This is a genomic window from Burkholderia sp. LFS061 (assembly GCF_047978125.1).
Classification (GTDB): domain Bacteria; phylum Pseudomonadota; class Gammaproteobacteria; order Burkholderiales; family Burkholderiaceae; genus Burkholderia; species Burkholderia pyrrocinia_C.
On the sequence record NZ_JBFPFS010000002.1, the window covers coordinates 1 to 16,525 of the forward strand.

General features: G+C 69.6%; 16 protein-coding genes. 8 read left to right on the forward strand and 8 right to left on the reverse strand.

Annotation, left to right across the window (positions count from 1 at the left end):
* Window positions 1–130: 130 nt before the first annotated feature.
* The 4 genes from ACNQQL_RS01595 to ACNQQL_RS01610 all read right to left on the reverse strand — a co-directional run bounded on the left by ACNQQL_RS01595 (window position 131) and on the right by ACNQQL_RS01610 (window position 5,592).
* Complete coding sequence (locus tag ACNQQL_RS01595; protein WP_204422742.1) at window positions 131–1,153, reverse strand: Ldh family oxidoreductase; 1,023 nt, start codon at window positions 1,151–1,153, stop codon at window positions 131–133.
* A complete protein-coding gene (locus tag ACNQQL_RS01600) occupies window positions 1,146–2,738 on the reverse strand; it encodes an aldehyde dehydrogenase (NADP(+)) (protein ID WP_347062971.1) in 1,593 nt (530 codons plus the stop codon). Before ACNQQL_RS01600 ends, ACNQQL_RS01595 begins: the two co-directional genes overlap by 8 nt.
* 75 nt (window positions 2,739–2,813) lie before the next feature.
* Window positions 2,814–4,439 (reverse strand): APC family permease, encoded by a 1,626-nt coding sequence (locus ACNQQL_RS01605; RefSeq protein WP_347062972.1) that lies wholly within the window; start codon window positions 4,437–4,439, stop codon window positions 2,814–2,816.
* A 232-nt stretch (window positions 4,440–4,671) separates the two neighbouring features.
* Complete coding sequence (locus tag ACNQQL_RS01610) at window positions 4,672–5,592, reverse strand: dihydrodipicolinate synthase family protein (protein WP_034205027.1); 921 nt, start codon at window positions 5,590–5,592, stop codon at window positions 4,672–4,674.
* Between the two features lie 251 nt (window positions 5,593–5,843).
* On the opposite strand from ACNQQL_RS01610, the gene ACNQQL_RS01615 reads away from it, so the two are divergent.
* The 7 genes from ACNQQL_RS01615 (at window position 5,844) to ACNQQL_RS01645 (ending at window position 10,958) form a co-directional block, all read left to right on the forward strand.
* Window positions 5,844–6,776, forward strand: coding sequence for a 4-hydroxyproline epimerase (locus tag ACNQQL_RS01615; RefSeq protein WP_347063150.1), 933 nt, complete (start codon window positions 5,844–5,846; stop codon window positions 6,774–6,776).
* Window positions 6,773–7,900: an FAD-dependent oxidoreductase gene (locus ACNQQL_RS01620; RefSeq protein WP_347062973.1), complete on the forward strand. Its 1,128-nt coding sequence runs from the start codon at window positions 6,773–6,775 to the stop codon at window positions 7,898–7,900. Before ACNQQL_RS01615 ends, ACNQQL_RS01620 begins: the two co-directional genes overlap by 4 nt.
* On the forward strand, window positions 7,897–8,130 hold the full coding sequence (locus ACNQQL_RS01625; RefSeq protein WP_175958899.1) for a 2Fe-2S iron-sulfur cluster-binding protein: 234 nt from the start codon (window positions 7,897–7,899) through the stop codon (window positions 8,128–8,130). The genes ACNQQL_RS01620 and ACNQQL_RS01625 overlap by 4 nt, the downstream gene beginning before the upstream one ends.
* Complete coding sequence (locus ACNQQL_RS01630) at window positions 8,127–9,395, forward strand: FAD/NAD(P)-binding oxidoreductase (RefSeq protein WP_347062974.1); 1,269 nt, start codon at window positions 8,127–8,129, stop codon at window positions 9,393–9,395. Before ACNQQL_RS01625 ends, ACNQQL_RS01630 begins: the two co-directional genes overlap by 4 nt.
* Before the next feature lie 364 nt (window positions 9,396–9,759).
* The gene (locus tag ACNQQL_RS01635) at window positions 9,760–10,110 is read left to right on the forward strand and encodes an ArsR/SmtB family transcription factor (protein ID WP_072436580.1); all 351 of its coding nucleotides are present in this window, start codon (window positions 9,760–9,762) and stop codon (window positions 10,108–10,110) included.
* Window positions 10,100–10,534, forward strand: a complete 435-nt coding sequence (locus ACNQQL_RS01640) for a YeeE/YedE family protein (protein ID WP_347062975.1) — start codon at window positions 10,100–10,102, stop codon at window positions 10,532–10,534. The genes ACNQQL_RS01635 and ACNQQL_RS01640 overlap by 11 nt, the downstream gene beginning before the upstream one ends.
* Before the next feature lies 1 nt (window position 10,535).
* Window positions 10,536–10,958, forward strand: a complete 423-nt coding sequence (locus tag ACNQQL_RS01645; protein WP_072436582.1) for a DUF6691 family protein — start codon at window positions 10,536–10,538, stop codon at window positions 10,956–10,958.
* Between the two features lie 160 nt (window positions 10,959–11,118).
* On the opposite strand, the gene ACNQQL_RS01650 is transcribed toward ACNQQL_RS01645, so the two are convergent.
* Entirely contained in the window at window positions 11,119–11,469 is a 351-nt protein-coding gene (locus ACNQQL_RS01650; RefSeq protein ID WP_072436583.1) for a hypothetical protein, read from the reverse strand.
* A 194-nt stretch (window positions 11,470–11,663) separates the two neighbouring features.
* Between ACNQQL_RS01650 and ACNQQL_RS01655 the strand changes: the two genes are divergently transcribed.
* Complete coding sequence (locus ACNQQL_RS01655; protein ID WP_072436584.1) at window positions 11,664–13,157, forward strand: PLP-dependent aminotransferase family protein; 1,494 nt, start codon at window positions 11,664–11,666, stop codon at window positions 13,155–13,157.
* 60 nt (window positions 13,158–13,217) lie between these two features.
* On the opposite strand, the gene ACNQQL_RS01660 is transcribed toward ACNQQL_RS01655, so the two are convergent.
* The 3 genes from ACNQQL_RS01660 to ACNQQL_RS01670 all read right to left on the reverse strand — a co-directional run bounded on the left by ACNQQL_RS01660 (window position 13,218) and on the right by ACNQQL_RS01670 (window position 16,460).
* Window positions 13,218–13,493, reverse strand: a complete 276-nt coding sequence (locus tag ACNQQL_RS01660) for a hypothetical protein (RefSeq protein WP_034179770.1) — start codon at window positions 13,491–13,493, stop codon at window positions 13,218–13,220.
* 97 nt (window positions 13,494–13,590) lie between these two features.
* Window positions 13,591–15,000, reverse strand: a complete 1,410-nt coding sequence (locus ACNQQL_RS01665; protein WP_347062976.1) for a cytochrome-c peroxidase — start codon at window positions 14,998–15,000, stop codon at window positions 13,591–13,593.
* Window positions 14,997–16,460, reverse strand: a complete 1,464-nt coding sequence (locus tag ACNQQL_RS01670) for a metallophosphoesterase (RefSeq protein ID WP_204422751.1) — start codon at window positions 16,458–16,460, stop codon at window positions 14,997–14,999. Before ACNQQL_RS01670 ends, ACNQQL_RS01665 begins: the two co-directional genes overlap by 4 nt.
* Window positions 16,461–16,525 lie beyond the last annotated feature (65 nt).

Sequence of the window (16,525 nt, forward strand, 5' to 3'; positions counted from 1 at the left end):
CGTCCGGCGGGCGCAGCGCGGCGCGGAACGCGCGGGCGGTTGCGGGACGCCCGCGCGGCGGGTCCGGGAGGCGGCCGGATCGCACATTTATCGACGACGCATGTGCGCCGCCTCCACACGCCGGCGTCAGTCAGTCGAGCAGCGTCAGGATCTCGTCGTAAAGCGCCTGCGGAATCCGCACGCCGTTCGCGATGCTGCGCGCGCGGGCGTCGAAGCGCCGTTGCGACGGCAGCCGCGCGCCCTGCGCGACGATCGACCCGAACATCCGCTCGCCGCGCGCGAGCCCCGCGTCGAGATCGTCGCCGAGGAACACCTTCGGATCGAACGCGATCACGAGCTCGCCGTGGCACGGCGTCGCGCCGACGCCTTCGTCGAAGTCCATCGATTCCCGGCTCGTCATGTCGCCGATCAGCGCGCCGCCGAGCAGTTCGACCATCGCCGCGAGCGCCGAGCCCTTGTGGCCGCCGAACGTACGCATCGCGCCCTGCAGCGCGGCCTTCGGATCGGTGGTCGGCTGGCCGTCGGCGTCGATCGCCCAGTGCGGCGGAATCGCCTTGCCTTGCTTCGCGTGCAGTTCGATGTCGCCGCGCGCGATCGCGCTCGTCGCGAAATCGAACACGAACGGCTCGCCGCCCGGGCGCGGCCATGCGAACGCGATCGGGTTCGTGCCGAACACCGGTTCGCGGCCGCCTTCCGGCGCGACCCAGCTGTGGCTCGGATTCATCGCGATGCCGACCAGTCCCTCGGCCGCGATCGCCTCGACCTCGGGCCACAGCGCGGAGAAGTGGTAGCAGTGGTTGATCGCCATCGCGGCGATCCCGTGCTGCTTCGCCATCTCGACGAGCACGGGCAGCCCGGTTTCGAAGCTCAGCAGCGAGAAGCCGCGATGCGCGTCGACCGCGACGATCGACGACGACAGCCGGCGCAGCGTCGGCACGGCTTGCGGATCGACCTTGCCCTTCTTCAGCGAACGCACGCAGACGAGCAGCCGGTACACGCCGTGCGAATGGCATTCGTCGCGCTGGCCCTGCGTGATGACCTTGGCGATCGCCCGCGCATGCGCATCGGACATCCCGTTGTGCGTCAGCACGCGCAGCGCGAGCGCATGGACTTCGTCGAGCGACAGGACGACTTCGGCGGTTTGCTCAGACATGGTTCACCTCGCGCGGCGCGGGCACGCCGTCGATACGCTGCGGCACGTTCAGCGGATTGCCGTTGCGGATCGCTTCCGGCAACAGCGCGTCCGGCAGGTCCTGGTACGACACGGGGCGCAGGAAGCGCTCGATCGCGCGTGCGCCGACGGACGTCGTGCGCGTGTCGGACGTCGCCGGGAACGGGCCGCCGTGCACCATCGCATGGCCGACCTCGACGCCGGTGCCGAAGCCGTTGACGAGAATGCGGCCGGCCTTGCGCTCGAGCGTCGGGCGCAGCGCGGCGAACAGCGCTGCGTCGCCGTCGGCGAGATGCGCGGCGATCGTCAACTGGCCTTCGAGCGACTTCAGCACGCGATGCAGCATGTCGGCATCCGGGCAGCGCACGATCAGCGAAGCGGGGCCGAACACTTCCTCGCGCAGTTCGGTGTGCGCGATGAACGCGTCGGCCGACGTCGCGAACAGCGCCGCGCGGGCCTGATGGCGGCCGCCTTCGGCGCCTTCCGCCAGCAGCTCGACCGCATCGTGTCCGCGCAGCGCCGCGACGCCTTGCGCATAGCTTGCGTGAATGTGCGGTGTCAGCATCGTCTGCGCTGCCGCCGCGCGCACGGCATCGGCCGCAGCGGCTTCGAACGCGCGCAGCGCGGGGCCGTCGACAGCGAGCACGAGGCCCGGGTTAGTGCAGAACTGGCCGGCGCCGAGCGTGAGCGACGCGACGAACTGCGGCGCGATCGCATCGTGACGCGCATCGAGCGCGGCGGGAAACAGCAGCACCGGATTGATCGAGCTCATTTCCGCATAGACGGGAATCGGTTCGGGGCGCGCGGCCGCGATATGCATCAGCGCGACGCCGCCGCGGCGCGAGCCGGTGAAGCCGACGGCCTTGATGCGCGGATCGGCGACGAGCGCCTGGCCGATCTCGCGCGACGCGTCGAACAGCAGCGAGAACACGCCGGCCGGCATCCCGCATTCGCGCGCGGCCTGCTGGATCGCGCGGCCGACGAGTTCCGACGTGCCAGGATGCGCGGAATGCGCCTTGACGATCACCGGGCAGCCGGCCGCGAGCGCCGAGGCCGTATCGCCGCCGGCGACCGAGAACGCGAGCGGGAAATTCGATGCGCCGAACACGGCGACGGGCCCGACCGCGACGTTGCGCAGGCGCAGGTCGACGCGCGGCAGCGGCTTGCGCTCGGGGCGCGCCGGATCGATCCGCGCATCCAGAAAACCGCCGTCGCGCACGAGCGACGCGAACAGCGCGAGCTGGCCGACCGTGCGGCCGCGTTCGCCTTCGACGCGTGCGCGCGGCAGGCCCGTTTCGGCGACGCAGCGCTCGATCAGGTCGTCGCCGAGCGCCATGATGTGGCGGCCGATCGCGTCGAGAAACGCGGCGCGTGCGTCGAGCGTCGTTTCGCGATACGTGTCGAACGCGTCGTCGGCGAGCGCGCAGGCCGTCTCCAGGTCGTGCAGGCTCGCGCCGCCGAAAGCGGGTTCGAGTGGCTCGCCGGTCGCGGCGGCGATCGCGTGGAGGGTGCCGTTCTGTCCGGCGACGGCGGACTGGCCGATCAGGAGCTGACCTGTGAGTTGCATGGTTTTCCTCGAAAAAAACAGGGGCCGGGTGTGGTGCACCCGGCCGGAGTGATGGTGAGAAAGCGGGCGGGTGCGTCAATCCTCGTCGTCGTCGAGCTGCAGCTTGTCGGAACGGACGCCCGTATTCGCGCCCCAGTAGTAGATGACGAGCGCGACGGCCGCGACGACGACCGTGTCGTACGGATGCGCGAGCCGGCCCGTGCCGCCGAAGCTGCCGAGATACGACAGCACGATCATCGCGGCATAAAACGCGATCAGCCACGCGGACGAGCGCACCTGTTCGGCGAGGCTCAGGTGCGCGGTCGGCACCCAGCGGCGGCACGCGAGATAGATGACGAACATCGCGATCTGCAGGCCGAGCAGCCAGGACACCGTGCTCCAGCCCGACCAGTAGACGATCAGCGCGGCGATCACGAACGACGCGGGGCCGGTGATGCCGAACGCGCTCGCGCGGAACGGCCGCGGCAGGTCGGGCGCGGTGCGGCGCAGCGCGGCGACCGATACCGGCGCGACCGCGTAGCTCAGCACCAGCGCGGCCGACACGATGTTGATCAGCGCTTCCCACGACGGGAACGGCATCGTCCAGAAGATCGCGAGGCCGAACGTGAGCCACAGGCCCGCGCGCGGGATGCCCGACGCTTCGTCGACGCGCGTGAACACCTTGAAGAAGGTGCCCGTCTTCGCCCAGCCGTAGACCACGCGCGGCGTCGCGTTCATGTAGATGTTGCCGCAGCCGCTCGGCGAGATCATCGCGTCGGCGACGACCATCACCGCGAGCCAGCCGACGCCGAGCGCGAGCGCGATGTCGCGGTACGGCAGCGTGAACGCCTTGCTGACGTCGTGCCAGCCGCCGGCGAGCATCGCGGTCGGGATGCTGCCGATGAACGCGAGCTGCAGCAGCACGTAGATCAGCGTCGACAGCAGGATCGACAGGATCAGCGCGATCGGGATCGTGCGCTGCGGATTGCGCACCTCGCTCGCGACCGACACGATCGGCGTGAGCCCGAGGTACGCGAAGATGATGCCGCCCGCGGACACGGCCATCTCGATGCCCGGCATGCCGAACGGCGCGAAGCCGTGCACGGTCAGGTTCGCGGGCTTGAAGAACGTGAACAGCACGCCGATCACCGCGAGCGGCACGATGAACTTGAAGATGCTGATGATATTGTTCGCCTTCGCGAACGTCTTCACGCTCGAATAGTTCAGGTAAAAGAAGAAGCAGAGCAGCGCGGCCTGCACGAGCCAGCCGATCGTCGTCGGGTCGCTCGATCCTTCTACGGTCAGGCCAGGAAACCACGCGGCCGCGTACTGGCGCGCGGCGACGACTTCGATCGCGATCAGGCTCGAGAACGCGATCAGCGTGATGAAGCCCATCAGGTAGCCGAGCAGCGGGCCGTGCGAGAACACCGGGTAGCGGACCACGCCGCCCGCGCGCGGCAGCGCGGCGCCGAGTTCGCAGTAGACGATGCCGAGCAGCAGCACCGCGAAGCCGCCGAGCAGCCACGAGAAGATGCCGGCCGGGCCCGCGATCGTCGACACGTGACTCGCGGCGAACAGCCACCCCGAACCGAAAATGGCGCCGAGACCGATGAACGTGAGATCGGTCAGCGACAACTGTTTCTTGAACTTGCCGTGACCCGCGTCGGGGTGCACGGCACGGGAAAGCGGGACGGACGGGTGAGCGTTGCCTTGGCCTGGCATGGGCTTGTCTCCTGGGGGAATGGCGGTGCAGGCGTCGAGTGCGCCGCGCTCCGACGGAGCCGCGCGCACGCCTGCCGGCCGGCGTCGCCCGGTTCGAACGACCGGGGCGGGCCGCGGGCCGTTCACAAGCGGCGCACGCTGGCGCCGGGGCGAACGGGCCCGCAGGCCATGCCGGACCGGAGACGGGGGCGCGCCCGGCGGGAGGCCCGCGCGCCCCCCCCCGGGACGTCGCTCAGAGACCGACGTCGGGCAGCGCCGGGCGCGTGTCGAGCGCCTTCGCGACGATTGCCTTCACTTCCGCGAGCGTGTCGCCCTGCAGCGCGAGGCGCGGCGGACGCGTGACTGCGCTGCCGCGGCCGACCAGCTCTTCGCACAGCTTGATGCACTGCACGAGGTCGGGGCGCGCGTCGAGGTGCAGCAGCGGCATGAACCAGCGGTACAGCGCGAGGGCTTCGTCGAAGCGCTTTTGCTTCGCGAGGCGGAACAGCGTCTCGCCTTCCTTCGGGAACGCGTTCGACATGCCCGACACCCAGCCTTCGGCGCCGACCGCGATGCTCTCGACCACGACGTCGTCGAGGCCCGCGAACAGCACGAAGCGATCGCCGACCGCGTTGCGCAGGTCGATGAAGCGGCGCGTGTCGCCCGACGAATCCTTGAAGCAGACGATGTTCTCGCAGTCCTGCAGCGCGATCAGCACGTCGGGCGTCACGTCGTTCTTGTAGATCGGCGGGTTGTTGTAGACCATCACCGGCAGGTCGGTGCTCGTCGCGACCGCGCGGAAGTGCGCGGCGGTTTCATGCGGCTTCGCCGAGTAGACCAGCGCGGGCATCACCATCACGCCGTCGACGCCGACGCGCTGCGCTTCGCGCACCGTGTTGCGCGCGAATTCGGTCGTGAATTCGGCGATGCCGGCGATCACCGGAATCTTGCCGCCGGCCGCGTCGCGCGCGGCCTCGATCACCTGCAGCTTCTCGCTCGTCGACAGCGACGTGTTTTCGCCGACCGTGCCGCAGACCACGAGGCCCGACACGCCGTCGTTCACCAGGTTCTTCACCACGCGGTGCGTGGCGTCGATGTCGAGGGAAAAGTCCGGCTTGAACTGGGTGCTGACGGCCGGGAAAACCCCGGTCCACTGAATGGCTTTGCGGCTCACTGAAATCTCCTACGTTCGTATCGGTCGGCCGACAGGTGTGTCGGTGTGGCAACCAGTATCGCCGCGCAAATGCCCATCACGCTTGAGTCGTATCGCGGAGCAAAATGACGAAATCGGCACAGCGGCCGCCCGGCGCGCGAAGGGCGCCTCGCACTATGCCGATTTCGTCGTCGTCCTCATCGAAAAGCCACAAGCGGACGGACGCGCGACAGAGGAAGCTATGCTCCTTTCCCCACTTCGGACGGCTCATGATGAAGCGCATCCAGATCATCGATTCGCACACGGGCGGCGAACCCACTCGGCTCGTCGTGTCCGGTTTCCCTTCGCTCGGCAGCGGCACGATGGCCGAGCGCCGCGACGTGCTCGCGCGCGAGCACGATTGTTATCGCACCGCGTGCATCCTCGAACCGCGCGGCAGCGACGTGCTGGTCGGCGCGCTGCTGTGCGAGCCGGTATCGCCCGACGCGGCGGCCGGCGTGATCTTCTTCAACAATAGCGGCTATCTCGGGATGTGCGGGCACGGCACGATCGGCGTCGTGCGCACACTGCATCACATGGGGCGCATCCGGCCCGGCGTGCATCGGATCGAAACGCCGGTCGGCACCGTCGAGGCGACGTTGCACGACGACCTGTCGGTCAGCGTGCGCAACGTGCCCGCGTATCGTCACGCGAAGGGTGTCGCGGTCGACGTGCCGGGTTACGGCCCCGTGAAGGGCGACATCGCATGGGGCGGCAACTGGTTCTTCCTGATCAGCGACCACGGGCAGCGCGTCGCCGGCGACAACGTCGCGGCGCTCACCGCGTATGCGTCGGCCGTGCGCGAAGGGCTCGAACGCGCGGGCATCACCGGTGCGAACGGCGGCGAGATCGACCATATCGAGCTGTTCGCCGACGATTCCGAGCACGACAGCCGCAGCTTCGTGCTGTGCCCGGGCCTCGCATACGACCGTTCGCCGTGCGGCACCGGCACGAGCGCGAAGCTCGCGTGCCTCGCGGCCGACGGCAAGCTCGCGCCGGGCGCCGTGTGGCGGCAGGCGAGCGTGATCGGCAGCGTGTTCCAGGCCAGCTACGAGCAGGCCGACGGCGGCATCGTGCCGACGATTCGCGGCAGCGCGCACTTGAGCGCGGAAGCGACGCTGCTGATCGAGGAAGACGATCCGTTCGGCTGGGGCATCGTGTCGTGAGCGACGCAAGTACCGACGTCGTCGTGATCGGCGCCGGCATCGTCGGCGCGGCGTGCGCGCACGAACTCGCGCAGCGCGGGCTGCGCGTACTCGTCGTCGACGACGCGAGCGGCGGTGCGACCGGCGCGGGGATGGGCCACCTCGTCGCGATGGACGACAACGCGGCCGAGCTCGCGTTGAGCCATTACTCGATCGAGCTGTGGCGCGCGTTGAGCGGCGAGATGCCGGAAGGCTGCGCGTACCGCAACTGCGGCACGCTGTGGCTCGCGGCCGACGCGCACGAAATGGATCTCGCGCGCGCGAAGCAGGCGACGCTTGCCGCGCACGGCGTGGCCGGCGAGCTGATCGACGCGGCGACGCTCGCGCAGCTGGAGCCGATGCTGCGCGCGGGGCTTGGCGGCGCGCTGAAGATTCCGGGCGACGCGATCCTCTATGCGCCCGTTACCGCGAACTGGCTGCTGCAGCGTGTCCCGCGCATCACGTTGCGCCGCGACCGGGCCGTTGCGGTCGATGGGCCAAGCGTGACGCTCGCGAGCGGCGACACATTGCGCGCGGAACGCGTGGTCGTCGCGAACGGCGTCGCGGCGCGCACGCTGCTGCCCGAGTTGCCGCTGCGCCCGAAAAAGGGCCACCTGCTGATCACCGACCGCTATCCGGGCCACGTGTCGCACCAGCTCGTCGAGCTTGGCTATGCGGCGAGCGCACATGCGAGCGACGGCACGTCGGTCGCGTTCAACGTGCAGCCGAGGCCGACCGGCCAGTTGCTGATCGGCTCGTCGCGCCAGTTCGACACCGAGGACGCGCGCGTCGAGCCGCCGGTGCTCGCGCGGATGCTGCGCCGCGCGGTCGGCTACCTGCCGGATCTGGCCGACCTGAACGGGATCCGCTCATGGACAGGGTTCCGTTCCGCGAGCCCCGACGGCCTGCCGCTGCTCGGCGAGCACCCGGCGCGGCCCGGCGTGTGGCTCGCGGTCGGGCACGAAGGGCTCGGCGTGACGACCGCGCCGGGCAGCGCGCGGCTCGTCGCCGCGCAGATGGCCGGCGAACGGCCGCCCATCGATATCGAACCGTATTTGCCGGGACGCTTCCTGACCGCGTCCCCCGTAGCCGGAGCGCTGACATGATCATTCATTTGGACGGCCGCGCGCTGACGGTGGCCGACGGCGCGACCGTCGCGGCCGCCGTCGCGGCGAGCGGCGACGACACGACGCGCGTGTCGTGCACGGGTGCGGCGCGTGCGCCGTTTTGCGGAATGGGCATTTGCCAGGAGTGCCGGATGACGATCGACGGCCGCCGCCGGCTGGCTTGCCAGACGCTGTGCCGCGACGGGATGCAGGTGGAGCGCATCAGATGAAACAGGAACGACTGAGTGTCGACGTCGCGATCGTCGGGGCGGGCCCGGCCGGGCTGTCGGCCGCGCGGGCCGCCGCGCAAAGCGGTGCAACGGTTGCGATCGTCGACGACAACCCGCGGGCGGGCGGGCAGATCTGGCGGCAAGGCGCAGCGGCCACGCCGGTTTCGGCCGCCGTCGAACGCCTTGCCGTACTGAGGCAGCCGAACGTCACGCACCTCGCAGCGACGCGCATCGTCGCCGAAACGCAGCCGGGCACGCTGCTGCTCGAGGACGACGAGCGCGGGCTGCTGCTCGATTTCCGGACGCTGATTCTGTGCTGCGGCGCACGCGAGCTGCTGCTGCCGTTCCCGGGCTGGACGCTGCCGGGCGTAACGGGTGCGGGCGGCTTGCAGGCGCTGATCAAGTATGGCCTCGACGTGCGCGGGCAGCGCACGGTGATCGCGGGCAGCGGGCCGCTGCTGCTGGCGAGCGCGGCGACGGCACGTCAGGCCGGCGCGCGGGTGTCGCACGTGCTGGAACAGGCCGCGTGGGGCGACGTGGCAGGCTTCGGTGCGGGACTGTGGCGCTGGCCGTCGAAGCTTGCGCAGGCCGCGAAGCTCGTCACGGCCGCCTATCGGCCGGACGCGCACGTCGTCGAAGCGTTCGGCGACACGCGGCTCGAACGCGTGCGGATTCGCCACGGCGATCGCGAGTTCGACGTCGACTGCGACCGGCTCGCGTGCGGCTTCGGACTCGTGCCGAACACCGTGCTGCCGAGCCATCTCGGCTGCCGGATAGAGAACGGCGCGGTGGCGGTCGACACGCACCAGCGTACGAGCCGCGACGGGTACTTCGCGGCCGGCGAGTGTACGGGCGTCGGCGGCAGCGAGCTGGCGATGGTCGAAGGCGCAATCGCCGGTTATGCGGCGACCGGGCAGACGGCGCCATTGGCCGCGCTCGTCGCGCGGCGCGCGCACTGGCAGGCTTTCGCAGATGCCGTACGCGAGCGTTTCGCGATCCGCGAGCCGATCCGCCGGCTTGCGCGGCCCGATACGCTGCTGTGCCGCTGCGAGGATGTGCGCTTCGATGCGGTTGCGCAGGAGCCGGGCTGGACGGCTGCGAAGCTGCAGTCGCGTTGCGGGATGGGCGCATGCCAGGGCCGTGTTTGCGGCGCGGCCGCACAGGTGCTGTTCGGCTGGACGCCGCCGGTGCCGCGCACACCGCTCGTGCCCGCGCGGGTCGGCACGCTGATGCTCGACGGCACGGCGTCCTGCGACGGCGCGTGACGCGCTACGGCGAAGCGGCCCGGTTGGCGCCGGGCCGCGTCATTCAATCCACCTTCACTTTCTCCCATCCCTCCACCTGAGGCGCCGCACAGGCACTCGATCGTCGCGGCCACGGCCGCGTGATTCGCGTTGTCGAGGTGCCAGTACATCGAAACCGCGCCCTGGCTCTCGAGTTCCATCGGCACGAGGCCGGCGCGAGGCATGGTTCGCGTCGATGCGATGCGATGCGTGCGTCGGCCACGAGTGTGATTGCGGGCGAGCAAGCTCGAGCGAAGAGGGCGCAAGGTTGCCGATGGGTAAATAGCAGAAAGCGATATTATATGAATTGATATACTATTCATTCTTTAATTGTCTTCCCGCCTCGATGAACAACGATCTTCCCGCCGGGCTGCCCGAGCCCGACCAGATGCGCGCAGCCGCCGAATCGGCCTGCGCGCTCCTCAAGGTGCTGTCGAATCCCGACCGGCTGCTGCTGCTATGCGAACTGTCGCAGGGCGAGCGCTGCGTGAGCGATCTCGAGACGACGCTGGACATCCGCCAGCCGACGCTGTCGCAGCAACTCGGCGTATTGCGGGACAACGCGCTGGTCCGCACGCGCCGCGAAGGCAAGAACATCCACTATTCGCTCGACAGTCCGGCCGCGATCGCGGTAATGGGCGTGCTGTACGAACAGTTCTGCGGCCCGGCCGCGAAGGGGACACGCGATGCAGCTTGATGCGCTTCATTTCACGCCTTGGCTGTCGCTGGCCGGCGGCGTGCTGATCGGGCTCGCGGCCGCATGGCTCGTCGCGTTCAACGGCCGGATTGCCGGCATCAGCGGCATCGTCGGCGGCCTGTTCACGGCGGGTTCCGGAGAGCGCGACTGGCGCGTCGCATTCGTCGCCGGTCTGATCGCCGCACCGCTCGCGATGCGCGTCGCAGAAGCCGGCCTGACGCCGCAGATCGACGCAAGCTGGCCCGAGTTGATGGCGGCCGGCCTGCTGGTCGGGATCGGCACGCGATATGCGGGCGGCTGCACGAGCGGCCACGGCGTGTGCGGGATGTCGCGCGGCGCGCTGCGTTCGGTGGTCGCGACCGTGACTTTCATGATCGCGGGCTTCGTGACCGTATTCGTGCGGCGGCACGTGCTGGGAGGCTGACATGCAGGCAGGATTCGCGTTTCTGGCGGGGCTGCTGTTCGGCGTCGGCCTCATCGTGTCGGGCATGGCCAATCCGCAGAAAGTGCTCGGCTTTCTTGATCTGGCGGGCCGCTGGGATCCGTCGCTCGCGTTCGTGATGGCCGGTGCGACGGGCGTTGCCGTGTTCGCGTTCGCATGGGCGAAGCGCCGGACGCGGTCGTGGCTCGGCTTGCCGATGCAGTTGCCGGCCTTGCGGGCGATCACCGTGCGCCTGGTCGCCGGAAGCGCCGTGTTCGGCATCGGCTGGGGGATGGCCGGGTTCTGCCCGGGGCCCGCGATCGTGTCGATCGGCTTCGGGTCGGCCAAGGGGATCGGGTTCGTCGTCGCGATGCTGGCCGGGATGGCGATATTCGAGTGGGTCGAGCGTCGCAGGAACTTGCGGTGATTCGATGGCCGTCGCGTGCCGGGCAGGCTGCGGCGGACGACGCGGTTTCTTCGGATGAGGATGGCTGGAGCGCAGTGCGTTCGCTCGTTGCCGCGATGATGCGGTGGCTGCGTGGCCGTCTCCGCGAGTGGGTGAATCGGCAAGTCGGCAAGTTGCGACGTCAGGAATGCTCTCGCACATGATGGCCGCCGCGCACCCGCCCGGACAGCCGGCGCAGGATCGCGCGCCACGCCGCGAGCATGCCTCGGCGGCCGGCAGGCTCCACGACCGCCGTGCTGACCGCGCCGGCGCCGCCGGCCGACAACGCCACGTGACCGGCCGTCTCGAGCATCAGGCATTCGCCTTCGTCGAGCACGCGGCGAATGTACTGCGGCGCGTCGGGCAGCCAGTCGAGCCCGCCGTGACGCAGCGTGACCGCGAGCGCACCGTCCAGCACGATCACCTGGCTGCCCTTGTCGAACCACGCAAAGTGGCTTTGCCCGGCGTCGAGCCGGATATGTTGCGTCCGCATGGCGATCCCTTTTCCCGGTTGCGCGGCCTCGCGACGGCGAGGCGACAGCGTGCAGTCAGGTTAGGGAAACAGGCGCGGGCACGACAGATTCAGGGGACGGGAATCTGTTGCGGTGCAGGCGCCGATTTTGCGTCGCTGTATCGGTGGTTTTTCCCGGAATCTGTATCTGGCGTGCACCCGGACGCGCGGGCACGATGGCCCGCATGACGCCTTTCGCCGACGCATCCCGCACGCCTTTGCCGATGGACGGCGAGCCACTTTACGAACGGCTCGCCGAACATTACCGCCGCATCATCGCGGCCGGCACGCTGTCGCCCGGCGACCGGATGCCGTCGGTGCGCGCATTCATGGCGCAGCACGGCGTCAGCCTGTCGACCGCGATCCAGGCATTCCGGCGGCTCGAGGATACGGGCTGGTGCGAGGCGAAGCCGCGCTCGGGCTACTTCGTGCGGCGCCGCGCGTCGGCCGTGCTCGAAACGCTGCCGGAAAGCGACGGGCCGCCGCTAAGCGTCGAGCCGCCGTTCGCGGGCCTGCACGAACGTGTGTCGCGCGTGATCGACCGCGCGAATACGGCAACCGATGCGTTGAATCTCGGCGGCGCGTCCGCGCTGGCCGCGCTGTATCCGACCGAGCGCCTGCAGGCGCTGGCGATCCGGCTGCTGCGGCGCAAGCCGACGCTGCTGACCGACGCGGGGCCTGTCGGCGGTTCGCCCGAATTCCGGCAGACGATGGCCAAACGCGCGCTGTCGTACGGCGTGACCGTGTCGCCGGACGACGTGATGTCGACGAGCGGCGGCGTCGATGCGGTGAATCTCGCGCTGCGTGCGGTGGCGCGTCCAGGCGACACGATTGCGATCGAATCGCCGGCCTTCTTCGGCTTGATCCAGTTGCTCGAAAGTCTCGGTTTGCGCGCGCTCGAAATCCCGGCCAGCCCGACGACCGGCCTGTCGATCGAGGCGCTCGAAGTGGCGCTGACCGCGTATCCGGACATTCGGGCCGTGGTCGTCGTACCGAACCTGCAGAACCCGCTCGGCTGCGTGATGCCCGACGAACGCAAGGCCGCGCTCGTCGCGCTGTGCTCGCGCCACGGCGTGGCCGTGATCGAGGACGAGCCGTATCGCGAGCTCGTCGAGGCGCCGCAGGCGGTCAAGCCGGCCAAGGCATGGGACCGCGACGGCACGGTGATCTACTGCCCGTCGTTCAACAAGGTGCTGGCCCCCGGGATGCGGCTCGGCTGGATGAGTGCGGGGCGCTGGCATGCGCGCGTGAAGATGCTGAAGTTCGCGCACAGCCGGCACAATGCCGCGTTGCTGCAGGCCGTTGCCGCCGAATTCGTCGGCTCGGGTGCGTTCGATCGCCATCTGCGCCGGTTTCGCGAACAGTTGCGCGTGCAGCGCGATGCGACGATCGACGCGATTGCACGGCATTTTCCGGCCGGAACCCGGATGAACCAGCCGCCGGGCGGGATGCTGCTGTGGATCGCGTTGCCGGAAGGCGTGCGTTCCGACGCGCTGTTCGATGCCGCGCTGGCGCATGGAGTAAAGATCGCGCCCGGTTCGATCTTCTCGAATTCCGACCGCTTCGACGCTTATATCCGGCTTGCGTGCACGCGCGTGTTCGATGCGGCGCACGAGGCGGCTTTTGAAACGCTCGGCCGCCTGATACGCGATGCCGCGGCGGCCGCATAAGCACGGCGGCTGCCGGCCGTGCTCGCGCACGCGGGATCGCTCCGGCAGGCCGCTGCCGTGTCAGCGGCCTGCCGAATGCGAAGCGAGGTGCTGGCGGATCAACGACAGGTAACGATCGCCGACCGAGAAATCGCGTGCGACGCGCGGCCGTTCGGCCTGGCGCAGCGTGGCCGGCGCGCTCATGCCCAGATACCGGCAGACGGCCGACGGAAACGGCTTGCGCGTATGCCCGAGCTGGCGCGCCGCGCGCTCGACGCGGGCGTCGCCGACCTGGGCACGAAGCCATGCCAGCACTTGGCGATCGGTGTCGTTGACGATACGGACCAGATGTTCCATCGCGCACCTCACTGTTCATAAATACAGTACTGTAAATATAACCAGTGTTTGCGGCGGCCGCAAGCGGGCGCGCTTGCGGCTGGCCGTTCGGCCAGGGTCAGCGCGCCGGCGGGGTGGTTCGGCGGTACGGCGATCCGGAGATCCTGGCAGCGGGGGCGGCAGGGGGAGCAGCCGCGACGATGCCCGTATAGCGCGCGTCGGTCAGCGTGCCGAGGAACGCGACGATGTCGTCGATTTCCGCGTCGGTCAGCGCGGGCGGCGTGCCGGGCCGGCGGTTCATCGGCGTCGAGTTGACGTTGATGTTGCCGCGATAGGCGGCCGGCACGTCGTCGAACGTCCCGGCGCCGTGATACCAGAAGCCGGGGTCGGTCGAGCGCGTGTTGTAGAACGCGACCGCGTCGCGCAGCGTCGTGAACACGCCGTTGTGCATGAAGGTCTGCTTGACCGCGACGTTGCGCAGCCCCGGCGTGCGCAGGTAGCCGCACCATTGCGTCGGCTCGGGCCAGCGCAGCCGCCGTGCGGTGTCGCACAGCCCGTTGTCGAAATGGCGCGGATCGCGGTTCGCAGGCAGCGCGCGGTTGCGCGGCACGGCGATCGCGTCATAACCGAAATCGGTGAACAGCGAGCGCTCCGGGCGGCTCGACGTGTCCGACAGCGTATGGCAGGTCATGCAGTTGCCCTTGTCCGGATTCCGGAACAGCGCGAGGCCGCGCATCTCGGCCGGTGCGAGCGGTTTGCGCGTGCGCAGGAACGCGTCGAAGCGCGACGTGAACGGTGCCATCTCGTCGCTTTGCAGATAGGCTTCGACAGCCGAACCCAGCGCGCGCACGAGTTGCTCGGGATCGCGTCGCACCGGCGCGCCGAAGCGCGCGGCGAGATCGGGCGCGAGTTCGGTCGCATTGACCTTGCGCAGCAGCGCGGCCGGCGATCGGTTGTTCATCTCGTTCGGATCGAACAGCGGCCCGCGGATCTGCTCGGCGAGCGTATCCGCGCGGCCATCGCTGAAGAGTCCGCCGAACGGCGACGGCGCGGGCGCATCGTCGTCCTGGTAGAAGTGGCGGCGCGGCACGTAGCGAACATAAAGCAGCGACGGCGCATTGCGCCGGCTGAAGCGCCCGGGCCGGCTGCCTTCCGGCACGCCGGGCCCCGCGAGCGAAGCCGCCGACAGCGTCGGTGCGAACGCACGGCCCGGATCGTGGCAGCCCGCGCACGACATGCCGCGCGGCTCGGACAGCCGCGGGTCGAAGAAGATCCGGCGGCCGAGCGCGACGAGCGACGGATCGGGCGCGAAGCGTGCGGTGGCCGCGTCGATCTTGCCCGTCACCTGCGGCGTGCCGTTGCCGATCGTGTCGACGACGCGCGACGGCGGCGCGCCGGGGAGCAGGACCGTTTCGGACGGAGCGGCGTGCGCCGCCAGCGCCAGGCCGGCGAGCACGGCCGCGGCAAGCGTGTGCAGCGTTTGCCGGCCGCGCGCAACGCGGCCGACATCTCGAACCTCTTCACTCACGGCGCAATGAACCCCGTCTTGTCGCAGGCGAGCGTCGTGCCCGACTGGTTGCACGACGCGAGCAGCTTGCCTGCCGCCGAATACGCACGGAACACCCAGCCCGTCGCGGGTGCCGCACGGCGTTCCATGATCAGGAAGCCGAAGCTGTTGTTGTGCGACAGCCGCTCGATCACGGCGCCCGGTGCCGGCGTCAGGCCGGCCGGGAACGGGTCGGGCAGTGCGACGTCGAGGTTGTCGCCGCCGTTGCCGGACACGATCGTCGCCGGGTGCCCGGACGAAAAGTTGATCGCCTGGAAGTCGTGCACGTGACCGTGCAGCGCGACGTGTACGCCCGGCGGGTAGTACGCCTGCGCGTTGAGGCTCGCCATCACCGACTGCAGTGCGAGGTTGCCCGGCGCGGGCGTGCTGCCGGCGATCGGCGCGAATGCGAGGATCGGGTGATGGTTCGTGAAGATCGTCGTCGTCATGCCGGCCTTCGACGCGAGCGCGGCCACCGTCTGGAACTGCTTCTGGTAGATGCCGAATTGCGCGTCGGTCGTCTTGAGCGGCGTGCGGCCGACCTTCGCGGTGTCGAACACGATCACCTGCGAGCCGCCGCCGAGCGACACCGCATAGGGTTCCGAATAGTTCGCGTTGGTGTCGTTGGCCGGATCGTCGCACGAACGGGCGGCCGAATACGGGCGCGGATCGAGGAAGCGGTACCAGCCCTGGCCTGCGCGCGCGCATTCCTCGTGGTTGCCGCGCACGACGACCCACGGCGCCTTCGCGAGCAGCGGTGCGGCCGGGCGGAACAGGTCGGCCTGCCACGTATCCCAGCCATAGCCCCACGGGCTGTCCTTGCAGCCGGCGATGTCCGGCGGGCATGCGTTCTCGCGATAGTGGTAGTCGCCGACGTGCAGCACCAGGTCGGGCGACAGCTTCGCGACGCTGGCCGCGATTGTGTCGAACGGCCAGACCGTCGCGTCGTTGCACGCCTGCCATGCGTTGTCGGCCTTCTTCATTCGGCAGCCGGTGTCGGCGATGATCGCGATGCGCTGCGGCTGCGCCTTCGGCAGCGGCAGCGTGCGGCCCGCGACGCTCGCCGCCTGTGCATCGGCCGGCAACGTCGTTTCGCAGACGGAGACCGGGAAGCTCGACGGCTTCGAATCGGCCGGGTCGCTGGCGGTCGGCCGCTGGGCCGGGGTCGCGGCGCCGGCGCGCAGCGTCATGCGCGACAGCTTGCCGTCGACGGTCAGTTGCGGACACAGCGGATCGCCGGCCGACGCGGGAGTGTAGTTCGTGATGACGCGCGCGATCGCCTGGTTCGCGTCGCCGATCTCGACCCACGCGGCCTGGACGTTGACCGACGCACTGGCCGGATCGGCCGGCGAATCGATGTGATTCGAGCACGCGGACAGCGCGGCGAGGGCAACAAGGGGGGCGCAGCGCGCGAGCAGGGCGCGCGGGAGGAGTCGTCGCATGGGAGGCACCGTAGGAAAGTCGTCAACGATACGCAGCACGAATGTAAGAAATGTGAAAAACGGGG

Bases quoted from the DNA above. Each gene is read 5' to 3' on its own strand.
- ACNQQL_RS01600 (WP_347062971.1), bottom strand. From the start codon at position 2,738: ATGCAACTCACAGGTCAGCTCCTGATCGGCCAGTCCGCCGTCGCCGGA.
- ACNQQL_RS01660 (WP_034179770.1), bottom strand. From the start codon at position 13,493: ATGGAACATCTGGTCCGTATCGTCAACGACACCGATCGCCAAGTGCTG.
- ACNQQL_RS01640 (WP_347062975.1), top strand. From the start codon at position 10,100: ATGCAGCTTGATGCGCTTCATTTCACGCCTTGGCTGTCGCTGGCCGGC.
- ACNQQL_RS01605 (WP_347062972.1), bottom strand. From the start codon at position 4,439: ATGCCAGGCCAAGGCAACGCTCACCCGTCCGTCCCGCTTTCCCGTGCC.
- ACNQQL_RS01630 (WP_347062974.1), top strand. From the start codon at position 8,127: ATGAAACAGGAACGACTGAGTGTCGACGTCGCGATCGTCGGGGCGGGC.
- ACNQQL_RS01645 (WP_072436582.1), top strand. From the start codon at position 10,536: ATGCAGGCAGGATTCGCGTTTCTGGCGGGGCTGCTGTTCGGCGTCGGC.
- ACNQQL_RS01595 (WP_204422742.1), bottom strand. From the start codon at position 1,153: ATGTCTGAGCAAACCGCCGAAGTCGTCCTGTCGCTCGACGAAGTCCAT.
- ACNQQL_RS01670 (WP_204422751.1), bottom strand. From the start codon at position 16,460: ATGCGACGACTCCTCCCGCGCGCCCTGCTCGCGCGCTGCGCCCCCCTT.
- ACNQQL_RS01635 (WP_072436580.1), top strand. From the start codon at position 9,760: ATGAACAACGATCTTCCCGCCGGGCTGCCCGAGCCCGACCAGATGCGC.
- ACNQQL_RS01615 (WP_347063150.1), top strand. From the start codon at position 5,844: ATGAAGCGCATCCAGATCATCGATTCGCACACGGGCGGCGAACCCACT.
- ACNQQL_RS01655 (WP_072436584.1), top strand. From the start codon at position 11,664: ATGGCCCGCATGACGCCTTTCGCCGACGCATCCCGCACGCCTTTGCCG.
- ACNQQL_RS01650 (WP_072436583.1), bottom strand. From the start codon at position 11,469: ATGCGGACGCAACATATCCGGCTCGACGCCGGGCAAAGCCACTTTGCG.
- ACNQQL_RS01625 (WP_175958899.1), top strand. From the start codon at position 7,897: ATGATCATTCATTTGGACGGCCGCGCGCTGACGGTGGCCGACGGCGCG.